The sequence below is a fragment of the Streptoalloteichus hindustanus genome (assembly GCF_900129375.1).
GTDB lineage: Bacteria > Actinomycetota > Actinomycetes > Mycobacteriales > Pseudonocardiaceae > Streptoalloteichus > Streptoalloteichus hindustanus.
Map to the genome: position 1 here is coordinate 155,653 of NZ_FQVN01000003.1, position 12,254 is coordinate 167,906.

A 12,254-nucleotide genomic window follows, 5' to 3' on the forward strand; every position below is an offset into this window, starting at 1 on the left:
CTTCCACTCGTAGAGGGCGTCCTCGATCGTGACCGAGAACGGAAGGACCATTGGTCGCGGTGGGAAGGTGTTCCCCCCGGGGACCAAGGTGAACGACCAGCCGACCGAGACGCACATTCCGCTCTCGGAATGGCTCAGGTGGAGAGAGTGGAACCGCCCGTGAGACAGGCCAGGTACCCCGGCGTTCGGCTTCAGGTGCTGTCGGCGGTCGAGTCGCTGGCCGACCGGGAGCACCAGGAGCGGGTCTGGGTCCGCCGCGAACTGCCGCATCCCGACGAGGTCGTGCCGCTGCGGCGGCTGGGTGAGGTGTTCGGCCTGTTGGTCGACGAGCTCGGGGACGAGCCGGACGAGGTGTACCTGGCCGATCCGCGGTGGGAGGAAGTGGTCAACCGCTCCGCCGAGGCGCTGGCGGTGATGCGAGCCAACGAGAGCACCCTGCCGATGGATCTCAGCGACAGCTGACCGTCCCCCGCGCGGGCCGCACACCTCGTTCCAGGAGGTCTGCGCGGCTCGCGCGGGGCCGGGGTCCCGAGCCAGCCGCCCGGGGCCTGGTCAGCGGGGTGTCAGCACTCGATGACGTTGACGGCGAGGCCGCCCCGGGCCGTTTCCTTGTACTTGACCTTCATGTCGGCGCCGGTCTCGCGCATGGTCTTGATGACCTTGTCGAGGGAGACGAAGTGGTTGCCGTCGCCGCGCAGCGCCATGCGGGCCGCGGTGATGGCCTTGATCGAGGCCACGGCGTTGCGCTCGATGCAGGGGATCTGCACGAGGCCGCCGACCGGGTCGCAGGTGAGGCCGAGGTTGTGCTCCATGGCGATCTCGGCGGCGTTCTCGACCTGCTCCGGGGTGCCGCCCAGGACCTCGGCCAGGCCGGCGGCGGCCATGGAGCAGGCCGAGCCGACCTCGCCCTGGCAGCCGACCTCGGCGCCGGAGATCGAGGCGTTCTCCTTGAACAGGACGCCGATCGCGCCGGCGGTGAGGAGGAACCGCACGATGCCGTCGTCGTTCGCGCCGGGCACGAAGCGGTGGTAGTAGTGCAGGACCGCCGGCACGATCCCGGCCGCGCCGTTGGTCGGGGCGGTCACCACCCGGCCGCCGGCCGCGTTCTCCTCGTTGACGGCGAGGGCGAACAGCGACACCCAGTCCATGACGCGCAGCGGGTCGGTGGTGTAGTGCTCGCTGGTGAGCCCGCGGTGCAACTCGGCGGCGCGCCGCCGGACCTTCAGCCCGCCGGGCAGCACGCCCTCCTTCTCGCAGCCGCGGTTCACGCAGTCCTGCATGACGCCCCAGATGCGCAGCAGGCCGGAGCGCACCTCGTCCTCGCTCCGCCAGGACAGCTCGTTGGCGAGCATGATCCGGCTGATCGGGTCGCCGGTCGCCCGGGTGCGCTCAAGCAGTTCCACGGCGGTGCGGAACGGGTACCGGACGGGGGTGTCGTCCTCCTTGATCCGGTCGGCGCCGGTCGCGCTCTCGTCGACGACGAACCCGCCGCCGACGGAGTAGTAGGTGCGGGCCCGGAGCTCGGTGCCGTCGGCGTCGAAGGCGGCGAAGCGCATCCCGTTCGGGTGGAAGGGCAGCGACTTGCGCCGGTGCAGCACCAGGTCGCGGTCCGGGTCGAAGTCGATCTCGTGGTGGCCGGCGAGCGGCAGCCGGCGGGTCGAGCGCGCCAGCGCGACCCGCTCGTCGACGGTCTCGGTGTCGACGGTCTCCGGGTCCTCGCCCTGCAGGCCGAGCAGCACGGCGCGGTCGCTGCCGTGACCGTGGCCGGTGGCGCCGAGCGAGCCGAAGAGCTCGGCGTGCACCCGCCGCACCTCGCCCAGCCGGCCGTCGGCGGCCAGGCCGGCGACGAAGGTCGCGGCGGCCTTCATCGGCCCGACGGTGTGCGAGCTGGACGGCCCGATGCCGATCTTGAACAGATCGAAGACACTGATCACGGTGTGCTCCTGTCGGCCAAAGCGGGAATCGGCTGACTGGTCGGTCGTCCAGCCAGCCCCGGTCTCCCCGCTCTGTCGGAGTACCTGTGAGCTTCGCCGCACGACCGCGCGACTTGCACCGTGGGTGAGACGGCCCGTGCCGTCTGCTTTCCAGAGTTCGCCTCGCCCGGGCGGTTGGGGTGCCTGAGAGTTTCCGGGGAGTGGTTGCTCCTTCGGCGCCCCGCCACGTCGTCGGGGTCTCTCCCGCTCGGGTTCCAGCGGCGATGTGTTCGTTTGTGCTGTGTCTGGGCACAGCCTACGAGGCAACCCCGCGTTCGTCATACATCCGCCCGCTCGGCGCCCGGCAACGAAGATCAACTGAGCTCGCGCGGGTCGCCGCGCGCCCCCGCTCGACGACGCCCCGGAGAGCCGCGCCAGCGGCGTCGAAGCCCACCACCGCCGCGAACAACGCCGCGGCCTTCCTTCGTCCACTCCGCGTGACACGGGGAGACATCCGGCGTTCACCGACGGCCGAGGAGGTCGTCTGGGCGGGAGATCGGCCTGTGAGGCGCGACACGCCGACAGGAACGCGACGGAGCCGCCGTGCCGGGAAGGCACGACGGCTCCGCGGAGAACGAACCGGAGGGTGGTTCAGCAGGCGCCGGCGTCGCTCCAGACGCCCCACTGACCGGTGGTGCCGGGCTCGTCACCCTGCGTCCACCACTTCGCCCGCCACTTGCGGCCCTTGTGCGACACGGTCTCGCCGCCGTTGTAGGCCTTCGCCCGGTCCCACGCCGGCGCGTTGCACACCGGCGGCGTGGTCGTGGTCGTCGTGGTCGTGGTGGTGGTCGTCGTCGTGGTGGTCGTGGACGACGAGCTGGAGCTGGTCGGGTTCGGCCCGCCGACGCCCCGGCCCTGGTCCTGCGTGCTCGCGTAGGTCTTGCCGCCGAAGCTCAGCGTGTAGTTCGCCGGGCCCGAGATCGGCAGGTAGTAGGTGAGCTGCACCTCCGCGGTCTGCCCCGGAGCCAGGGTCTGCCAGCTCGGGAACTTCAGCGACACCCGGTGGAAGTCGCCCTTGATCCCGCCGACGTTCGGCCCCGTGTGGTCGCTCCGGATCACCGACAGGCTCCACCCCGACTGCTGGACCATGTTGTTCGGCGCCGCGGTCGGGTAGTCGAACTGGATCTCGGTGCCGCCGGGCAGCGTCGTCTGCGACTTGTTGGTGATCCGCAGCTTCGGGCTGATCGGGTAGTTGCTGTCGCCGAGGGCGAAGCCGGTGAGCTCGAACCGCACGTCCAGCGCCTCGGCCGGCGTCTTCTGGTTCGACCGGCTCGCGCCGTAGGGGGACGCCGACTTGAAGGCGTCGTGGAAGGCCGACGTCAGCGTGGTCCCCATGCCGTACTCCTTGCGGGAGTCGTCCCACGCGTAGTCACCGGCCAGCTCCCAGAACATGACGCCGCCGAGGCCCTTGTCCACGACGTACTTCGCCTTGGCCGCCACCGACTGCTCGTCCTCGGTGGACAGGAACACCTTCTTGTCGTTGTTCCACAGCCACGGGGCGACGAGCGTGTTGTCGTAGTGCCGGGTGTAGCTGCCGGTCAGCTTGTCCTCGGGGTCCTTCTCCGGGTCCAGGCCGTAGGCCTTGAGGTAGCTGCCCGGGATGCCCTTCTCCAGGTTCTTGGCGTGCCACATCGGGTTCGACCCGGCGCCGACCTCCTTGCCCTTCTCGAGGTCGTGCCAGATGTTGTCGATGCCGCGCGCGCCGTCACCGCAGGAGGTGAGGCCCTGCGGGCAGTTGGCGGTGTTGCCGACCGACTTGCCCCACAGGCCGTTCGTGCCGCCGTTGACGTTGCGCCAACCCCGCGTGTAGTAGGGCAGGCCGATGTTGATCCGACCCGCCTGCACGCCGCCGCGGAAGTAGTGCACCGACCAGTCGGTGTTCAGGTAGCCGAGGCCGCCGTACTGCGGGGTGTTGTAGTAGTTCCACCGGATGAGCTCGGCGTCCTTGCCGTCGTCGTACAGCGCGGCGTTGGGACCCACGAACTCGTTCCACGCCCCGTGCAGGTCGTAGGTCATCAGGTTGATGTAGTCCAGGTACTGGAAGACCTGGAAGTGCTCCATGCCGCGCAGCAGGTAGCCCGAGGACGGGGCCGCCACGGTGAGCATGTAGTACCGGCCGTCGGCCGCGCTGGCGGCGTCGAGCTTCTCCCGCAGCGTCTTCATCAGCTCGACGTAGCCCCGCATGAGGCTGCCGCGCCGGCCGTTGGCCAGGCTCCAGTCGAGCGGGTTGCCGGCGTCCTTCATCGACGTCGGGTACTCGTAGTCGATGTCGACGCCGTTGAAGCCGTAGGTGCGCAGGAACTCCACCACGGAGTCGGCGAAGGTGTTGATGCCCGCGGTGTTGACGCTGTTGTCGGCGTTGGTGGTCATGCTGTAGAAGCCGCCGCTGTCGACCCGCTTGCCCGAGTCGTCGAGGTAGCCGCCGGTCTCCGCCCAGCCACCGACCGAGACGAGCGTCTTGACGTCGGGGTGCTTCTTCTTGAACTTGTTGAGCAGGTTGAAGTGGCCCTTGTAGGGGAGGGCGGGGTCCATCTCCGCGCCCGGCACGCCGGGCCACTCCATCCCGGTCGCGGGGTTGTCCGCGCCCGCCCCGCCCACCGAGATCTTGTTACCGCCGTCGACGTGCGCGAAGGCGTAGTTGATGTGGGTGAGCTTGTCCCAGGGGATGTTGTTGGCGAGGTAGGCCGGCTGGCCGTTCTTGCCGGTCCGCCAGCTCGTGAAGTACCCGATCACGCGGCGGGCCGTCCGCATCTTCTCGCGGCCCTCGCTGTCGTAGATCTGGCAGTAGGGCGCGGTGACGCCCGGGGTGCGGTGCAGCCCGTCGGGGCGACACTGTTCGTGGTCGGCGGCCTCCGACCGCCCGGTGGTGCCCACCACCAGCAACCCGGCCAACAGGCCGAGCAGCGCTAACAAGGGCAGTGTTCGTCTGGCCACAGGGGTGACCTCCCGTCCAGGAGATCCAGCAGGGGAAGACCGCCGTGCCGGGCGGGGGGGTGACCCCAGTCACGGCGCGACGGTGCCGCGACCGTAAAGAGGTCTAGACCTTCGTGTCAATAGGTCTAAACCAGCGAGGGGCTGGCGGGTGAACGGCGGACTACCGTGGGGCGCATGGCCGGGCGCTCCTCACGACTGCTCCGACTGGGCCTGGTGCGCAACGCGCACGCGGCGACCCACCTGGACACCTTCGTGGTCTCCGGGGTGACCACCGTGCTCGCCACCCGCGGCTACCTCGCGCTGACCAACTACCCGCAGATCGGCGGCCGCACCCTGCACATCGCGCACGTGCTGCCCGGCGGCCTGCTCATGCTGGTGGCGTTGTTCCTGCTGCTCTCCTACGTCGGCCCGGTCGTGCGACCGGCGGCCGCGGTGCTCGGCGGCGTCGGCTTCGGCCTGTTCATCGACGAGGTCGGCAAGTTCGTCACCCGGGACAACGACTACTTCTTCCGGCCGGCGGCCTCGATCATGTACGTGGTGTTCACCCTGCTGGTGCTCGCGGTGCACACCCTGCACAAGAAGCGCCCGCTCGACCCGAGGGAACACCTCGCGAACGCGGTCGACCACGCCGTGGAGGGGGTCGCGGGCGGGCTGTCGCCCCGGCGGCGCGCCGAGGCCGAGGGGCAGCTCCGCCAGGCCGGGGCCGTGCCGGGCGTCGCGGAGGCCGGCGCGCTGGTCGCCCGGTGCTCGCCCGACGCCGTCGAGCTGCCCGCCCCCGTGCTGGCCGCCAAACACGCCCTGCGGCGCGCGTTCACGCGGCTCGCCGCGCGCCGCGCCGTGCGCTTGGCCGTGGTGGCGTTGCTGGTCGTGCAGGCGCTGGGCGCGCTCGCCGTGGCCGTCCAGGGCCGGGTGGACGGCGACGGCACGAGCCTGGTCGGCTTCCGCGGCGTCCTCGCCGGCAGCGCCGGCTCCGCGCTGCTCATCGTCGCCGGCCTGGTCCGCCTGCGCCGCGACCGCCAGGCGGCGATCCGCGCCCTCCAGCTCTCCGTGCTGGTGTCGCTGCTGGTCACCCAGGTCTTCCAGTTCGCCGACGCCGAGTTCGCGGCGCTGGGCGGGCTGGTCGTCGACCTGCTGCTCCTCGGTGTGCTCGGGGCCGAGGCCGAGCGGCTGCGCCGGCTGGTCGAGCTCAGCGCCGACGCGCGCTCCGCGCCGTGAGCCGAACCCGCCGGGGACCAGCAGTCGAGGGCCAGCGGCCGGGGACCAGTGGCCGGGGTTCAGCGGCGGGGTTCAGCGGCCGAGCTGGACGAGGTGGCACGGGTAGGCGTCGAACCGCTCCGGCCGGGTCCTGCGCAGGACGGGCAGCAGCACCCGGTATCCCCAGGGCAGCTGGCGGCGCAGGTCGGGCGGCGGCTCGGCGATGGTGCGGCTGTCCAGCACCTGCACGTCCAGGTCCCACTCGGACAGCTCCCGCACGTCGTCGCACGCCCACCGCAGCGTCGCCGCCATGTCCGCGAGCACGTCGTGCTGGTCCTGGGTGTCGACCATCCGCCGCGCGGCGGTCTCGAAGGCGACCCGCGCGCCAGGGAAGTTCCCCGCGACCAGGCCCAGCGCCTCCCGCACCTGGTCCCTGGCGAGGTAGATGAGCACAGCCTCGACGGCGAAGAAGTACGGGCCCGGCCGGCTCCGCACCACCTCGGCCCATGACGGGTCCAGCACCGACGCGGCGACCATCTCCCGCCGGTCGCCGTCCTCGAAGAACCGGCGGCGCAGGGCCATCGAGTCGGGCAGGTCGATCTCGACCCAGTGCGCCATGCCGTTGTCCAGCCGCTCGTACCGGGTGTTCAGGCCGGCGCCGACCTCGACGACCGTGCCCGTGGGGTGGTCCTCCAGGAACCGCCGCACCCACACGTCGAACAACGCGGTCCGCAGCACCGACCCGACCAGGCTGCGCTTGCCCGCGAACCGGCCGAAGTCGTAGTCGATGGCCCGCACCATCGAGACCGCCTTGGGGTCCCGCAGGATCGGCCGCCGCTTGGTGCTCTCCACGGCCCGGCCGTAGAGCGGGATCAGCAGCGTCTCCTGCACGTCCCCCAGCTCGACGCGCACCTTCTTCGACGCCATCGCGCGCCTCCAGTCCCCGCGGGGCGCCCACCCGGGTCGTGCGCGGGGCGCCCGCACCGCCTCGCCCGCGCCGGCCGTCGACCGCGCGGCTGGTGCTCGACCGCCGTGGCGGCCGGCGCCGCTCCCGTCCCCGGGGCCGGGCACAAGATCGTCGCCCCCGTTTTCTACCACCACGACGCGGATCGGTCGCAGATCTCCCACCGACACGGCGGGAGCGCCGCGCGCTCCGGCGGAACGCGCGGCGCCGACGGGCCGACGGCCGTCCGGCCTAGAGGCCGAGCTGGCGGGCGATCAGCATGCGCTGCACCTCGCTGGTGCCCTCCCCGATCTCCAGGATCTTGGCGTCCCGGTAGAACCGGCCGACCGGGTACTCGTTCATGAAGCCGTAGCCGCCGAAGATCTGCGTGGCGTCCCTGGCGTTGTCCATGGCCGCGTTGGAGGCGACCAGCTTGGCGATCGCGGCCTCCTTCTTGAACGGCTCGCCGCGCAGCATCTTGGCCGCCGCGTGGTGGTAGGCCAGCCGCGCGGTGTGCGCGCGCACCTCCATGTCGGCGATCTTGAACTGGATGGCCTGGTACTCGCCGATCCGGTGGCCGAACGCCTCGCGCTCCCCCGCGTAGCGCAGGGACTCGTCCACGCAGCCCTGCGCCAGGCCGACCGACAGCGCCGCGATGGCCACCCGGCCCTCGTCGAGCGTCCGCAGGAACTGCGCGTAGCCCCGACCCCGCTCGCCGAGCAGGTTCCCGGCGGGGACGCGGCAGTCCGCGAAGGACAGCTCCCTGGTGTCGGAGGCGTTCCAGCCGACCTTGGAGTACTTCTTGGACACGGTGAAGCCGGGGGTGCCGGCCGGCACGATGATCGAGGAGTACTCCGGCCGACCGTCCTCGGCCCGCCCGGTCACGCAGGCGACGGTGACCATGGACGTGATGTCCGTGCCGGAGTTGGTGATGAACGCCTTGGTGCCGTTGATGACCCACTCGTCGCCGTCGAGCCGGGCCGTGGTGCGCATGCCCCCGGCGTCCGAGCCGCTCCCCGGCTCGGTCAACCCGAACGCGGCCAGCCGCTCCCCCGCGCACAGCGCGGGCAGCCACTCCCGCCGCTGCTCGTCGGTGCCGTACCGGTACACGGGCATCGCGCCGAGCGACACCCCGGCCTCCAGGGTGATCGCCACCGACGAGTCCACCCTGGCCAGTTCCTCCAGCGCCAGGCACAGCGCGAAGTAGTCGCCGCCCATCCCGCCGAACTCCTCCGGGAACGGCAGCCCGAACAGGCCCATCGCGCCCATCTTGCGCACGATCTCGTAGGGGAACTCGTCGCGTTCGTAGAACTCGCCGATGACCGGCGCCACCTCCTGGCGCGCGAACTCCTCGACGGTCTTGCGGAGCGCCTCGTGCTCCTCGCTCAGGCGGTGGTCCATGGTTGCTCCCATGCTCACGCCTCCTCGTGGGGGGCGACGACTGCCAGGGGTTGGCCCAGGCCGACCGACTGACCGGCCCGCGCGTGCAGTTCGGAGACGACGCCGTCGACGGGCGCGGTGATGGTGTGCTCCATCTTCATCGCCTCCACGATGAGCAGCGGCTGCCCGGCGACCACGGCGTCGCCGGCGGCGACCTTCACCACGAGCACGGTGCCGGGCATCGGGCTGGTCACCGGGCCGCCGGCCGCCGCCGCCTCGTGCCGGGCCGCGGCCAGCCGCTCGGTCTCGGTCAGCGCCCAGGCGTGTCCGTCGGCGCCGAGCCAGGTGACCTCGCCGTCCCTGGCGCATGCGTAGCGCCGGGTGCGGCCGCGGTGGGTGAGGACGAGGTCGCCGCCCTGCCACCGGGCGCTGGCCGGCTCCGGTTCCCCGTCGCCGACGGCCACCTCGGCGTCGGCGGCGCGCCCGCGCACCCGCACCTCCACCGCGGGGCGCTCCGCCGTCTCGATGCGCCAGGTCGCCCACGCCGGCTCGCCGATCCGCCAGCCGCCCGGCACGTCCCACGGGTCCACGACCGACCCGCCGGGCTCCAGCGCCAACGCCCGCTCCAACGCGGCCGCGACGAGCACCTCGTGCGGGAGGTCGTCCTGGACGAGCGCGTCGAGCCGACGCTCGACCAGGCCGGTGTCCAACCGGCCGGCCACCACGTCCTCGTCGCCGAGCAACGCGCGCAGGAACGGGATGTTGGTCGTGACGCCCAGGATCTCCGCGCGGGACAAGGCATCCCGCAGCCGGCGCAGAGCCTCCGCGCGAGTGGCGCCGTGCGCGACGTACTTGGCCAGCATCGGGTCGTAGTCGCTGCCCACCCGCTGGCCCTCGACCAGGCCGGAGTCCACCCGCACCCCGGCCGGCTCGCGCAGCGCGAGCACCGTGCCGCCGGTGGGCAGGAAGTTCCTGGCCGGGTCCTCGGCGTAGATCCGCGCCTCGACCGCGTGGCCCACCAGCCGGACGTCGTCCTGCGCCAGGGGAAGCGGCTCGCCGGCGGCGACCCGGAGCTGGAGCTCCACCAGGTCGAGCCCGGTCACCAGTTCGGTCACCGGGTGCTCGACCTGGAGCCGGGTGTTCATCTCCATGAAGTAGTACGTGTCCGGCGCGTCCGCGCTGACGATGTACTCGACGGTGCCCGCGCCGACGTAGCCGACCGAGCGCGCCGCCTCCACGGCCGAGGCGCCCATCCGCGCCCGGGTGCGCTCGTCGACCAGCGGCGACGGCGCCTCCTCGACGATCTTCTGGTGCCGGCGCTGCAGGCTGCACTCGCGCTCGCCCAGGTGCACGACGTTGCCGTGCGCGTCGGCCATCACCTGGACCTCGATGTGCCGGGGGTTGAGCACGAACCGCTCCAGGAGCAGCGTGTCGTCGCCGAACGCGGCGGCGGACTCGCGCCGGGCGCCGGCGATCGCGTCGGCGAGCTGGTCGGCCTCGGTCACCAGCCGCATGCCCTTGCCCCCGCCACCGGCGGACGGCTTGAGCAGCACGGGAAAACCGACCTCCCCGGCCGCCTCGACCAGGTCGGCGTCGGAGAGTCCCGGCTCGCTGCGGCCGGGCACGACCGGGACGCCGGCCGCGCTGACCGTCCGCTTGGCGCGGATCTTGTCGCCCATGGCCTCGATCGCCTCGGCCGGCGGGCCGACGAACACCAGCCCGGCGTCCGCGCAGGCGCGGGCGAAGGCCGCGTTCTCGGCGAGGAAGCCGTACCCGGGGTGCACGGCCTGTGCGCCGGAAACCCTTGCCGCGTCGAGAATCCGCTCGATCGACAGGTAACTCTCCCGCGCGGCGGCCGGGCCGAGCCGCACGGCGGTGTCGGCCTCCCGGACGTGCCGCGCTCCGGCGTCGGCGTCGCTGTAGACGGCGACGGACCGGACGCCCATGCGTCGCAGGGTGGCGATGACGCGGACGGCGATCTCGCCGCGGTTGGCCACGAGAACGGTGTCGAACATGCCCCTCACATCCGGAAGACGCCGTAGCTGACCGGCTCCAGCGGCGCGTTGGCCGAGACCGAGAGCGCCAGGCCGAGCACCGTGCGGGTGTCCTTCGGGTCGATGACCCCGTCGTCCCACAGCCGCGCGGTGGAGTAGTAGGGATGGCCCTGGTGCTCGTACTGCTCGCGGATGGGCCGGCGGAACTCCTCCTCCGCCTCGGTCGGCCACTCCTCGCCGCGCGCCTCAAGCTGGTCGCGGCGGACGGTGGCGAGCACCGAGGCCGCCTGCTCCCCGCCCATCACCGAGATCCGGGCGTTGGGCCACATCCACAGGAACCGGGGCGAGTAGGCCCGGCCGCACATCGAGTAGTTGCCGGCGCCGAAGGACCCGCCGATGACGACCGTGAACTTGGGGACGCGGGCGCAGGCCACCGCGGTCACCATCTTCGCGCCGTGCTTGGCGATGCCGCCGGCCTCGTACTCCCGGCCCACCATGAACCCGGTGATGTTCTGCAGGAACACCAGCGGCACCGACCGCTGGTCGCACAGCTCGATGAAGTGCGCGCCCTTCACGGCCGACTCGCCGAACAGGATGCCGTTGTTGGCGACGATCCCGACCGGGTGGCCGTGGATGCGGGCGAAGCCGGTGACCAGGGTCGTGCCGTACTCCCGCTTGAACTCCTGGAACCGCGAGCCGTCCACGATCCGCGCGATGACCTCGCGGACGTCGTAGGGCGTGCGGGAGTCGGTGGGCACGACCCCGTAGAGCTCGTCCGGGTCGACCGCCGGCTCCTCGACCGGCTCGACGTCCCACGGCCGGGCGGCGCGCGGCCCGAGCGTGCCGACGATCGAGCGGACGATCTGCAGGGCGTGCGCGTCGTCCTCGGCCAGGTGGTCGGTGACGCCGGAGGTGCGCGAGTGCAGCGCGCCGCCGCCCAGCTCCTCGGCCGTGACCACCTCGCCGGTGGCGGCCTTCACCAGGGGCGGGCCGCCCAGGAAGATCGTGCCCTGGTCACGGACGATCACCGCCTCGTCGCTCATCGCCGGGACGTAGGCGCCGCCGGCGGTGCAGGAGCCCAGCACGGCGGCGATCTGCGGGATGCCGCGGGCGGACATCGTGGCCTGGTTGTAGAAGATGCGCCCGAAGTGCTCGCGGTCCGGGAAGACCTCGTCCTGCTTGGGCAGGAAGGCGCCGCCGGAGTCGACGAGGTAGACGCACGGCAGGTTGTTGTGCAGCGCGACTTCCTGCGCCCGCAGGTGCTTCTTCACGGTCATCGGGTAGTACGTGCCACCCTTGACCGTCGCGTCGTTGGCGACCACGACGCACTCGCGGCCGGCGATCCGGCCGACGCCGGTGATGATCCCGGCGGCCGGCGCATCCCCCTGGTACATCTCGTGGGCGGCCAGCGGGGACAGTTCGAGGAAGGGCGATCCCGGGTCGACCAGGGCGTCGACGCGGTCCCTCGGCAGCAGCTTGCCCCGCTCGACGTGGCGCTGGCGGGCCCGCTCCGGGCCGCCGAGCCGGGCGGCGGCGAGGTTCTCGCGCAGGTCGGCGACGAGCGCGGCGTGCTCCTCGGCGTGCCGCAGGAAGCTCTCGGCGCTCGGGTCGGCCGAGCTGCGCAGGACTGGCGCATCCATCACGTGGTCGCGACTCCCTGGTCGGGGCGCCTTCGACGGCGACATCTGTTAGCGGTCGTTAACGTGAGCTGATGTTAACGTCCACTAACCGCGTCGTCCACCCCTCGGGAGTGGGGAGGACCCGACCGGTGAGGGCGCCCCGCGTGCCGGACCACGCGGTCGTGCGAACCACCCGAGTGAACGCCGCCCGCCGGCC

The 12,254-nt window shown here is 72.0% G+C and carries 8 protein-coding genes and 1 riboswitch; of the genes, 2 read left to right on the forward strand and 6 right to left on the reverse strand.

Annotated features, from left to right (window positions below):
- The first annotated feature begins 159 nt into the window (after positions 1-159).
- Entirely contained in the window at positions 160-462 is a 303-nt protein-coding gene (locus BUE43_RS09915) for a hypothetical protein (protein ID WP_143174075.1), read from the forward strand.
- Positions 463-563: 101 nt separating this feature from the next.
- Here the strand turns inward: BUE43_RS09915 and BUE43_RS09920 are convergent, their stop codons facing one another.
- Both BUE43_RS09920 and BUE43_RS09925 read right to left on the reverse strand, forming a co-directional pair.
- Positions 564-1,934: an L-serine ammonia-lyase gene (locus BUE43_RS09920; protein WP_073481312.1), complete on the reverse strand. Its 1,371-nt coding sequence runs from the start codon at positions 1,932-1,934 to the stop codon at positions 564-566.
- Between the two features lie 161 nt (positions 1,935-2,095).
- A riboswitch (glycine riboswitch) is annotated at positions 2,096-2,190 on the reverse strand.
- A gap of 374 nt (positions 2,191-2,564) precedes the next feature.
- The gene (locus BUE43_RS09925) at positions 2,565-4,907 is read right to left on the reverse strand and encodes a chitinase C-terminal domain-containing protein (RefSeq protein ID WP_073481314.1); all 2,343 of its coding nucleotides are present in this window, start codon (positions 4,905-4,907) and stop codon (positions 2,565-2,567) included.
- A 174-nt stretch (positions 4,908-5,081) separates the two neighbouring features.
- Here BUE43_RS09925 and BUE43_RS09930 point away from each other — a divergent pair, with 174 nt between their 5' ends.
- Complete coding sequence (locus BUE43_RS09930; RefSeq protein WP_073481317.1) at positions 5,082-6,122, forward strand: hypothetical protein; 1,041 nt, start codon at positions 5,082-5,084, stop codon at positions 6,120-6,122.
- Positions 6,123-6,194: 72 nt separating this feature from the next.
- Here the strand turns inward: BUE43_RS09930 and BUE43_RS09935 are convergent, their stop codons facing one another.
- The 4 genes from BUE43_RS09935 to BUE43_RS09950 form a co-directional block, all read right to left on the reverse strand.
- Complete coding sequence (locus tag BUE43_RS09935) at positions 6,195-7,028, reverse strand: class I SAM-dependent methyltransferase (protein ID WP_073481319.1); 834 nt, start codon at positions 7,026-7,028, stop codon at positions 6,195-6,197.
- A 268-nt stretch (positions 7,029-7,296) separates the two neighbouring features.
- On the reverse strand, positions 7,297-8,457 hold the full coding sequence (locus BUE43_RS09940) for an acyl-CoA dehydrogenase family protein (RefSeq protein WP_234995639.1): 1,161 nt from the start codon (positions 8,455-8,457) through the stop codon (positions 7,297-7,299).
- A 2-nt stretch (positions 8,458-8,459) separates the two neighbouring features.
- Entirely contained in the window at positions 8,460-10,439 is a 1,980-nt protein-coding gene (locus tag BUE43_RS09945; RefSeq protein WP_073481323.1) for an acetyl-CoA carboxylase biotin carboxylase subunit, read from the reverse strand.
- Between the two features lie 5 nt (positions 10,440-10,444).
- Positions 10,445-12,058, reverse strand: a complete 1,614-nt coding sequence (locus tag BUE43_RS09950) for a carboxyl transferase domain-containing protein (protein WP_073481326.1) — start codon at positions 12,056-12,058, stop codon at positions 10,445-10,447.
- Positions 12,059-12,254 lie beyond the last annotated feature (196 nt).

Bases quoted from the DNA above. Each gene is read 5' to 3' on its own strand.
- BUE43_RS09930 (WP_073481317.1), top strand. From the start codon at position 5,082: ATGGCCGGGCGCTCCTCACGACTGCTCCGACTGGGCCTGGTGCGCAAC.
- BUE43_RS09935 (WP_073481319.1), bottom strand. From the start codon at position 7,028: ATGGCGTCGAAGAAGGTGCGCGTCGAGCTGGGGGACGTGCAGGAGACG.
- BUE43_RS09940 (WP_234995639.1), bottom strand. From the start codon at position 8,457: ATGGGAGCAACCATGGACCACCGCCTGAGCGAGGAGCACGAGGCGCTC.
- BUE43_RS09945 (WP_073481323.1), bottom strand. From the start codon at position 10,439: ATGTTCGACACCGTTCTCGTGGCCAACCGCGGCGAGATCGCCGTCCGC.
- BUE43_RS09950 (WP_073481326.1), bottom strand. From the start codon at position 12,058: ATGGATGCGCCAGTCCTGCGCAGCTCGGCCGACCCGAGCGCCGAGAGC.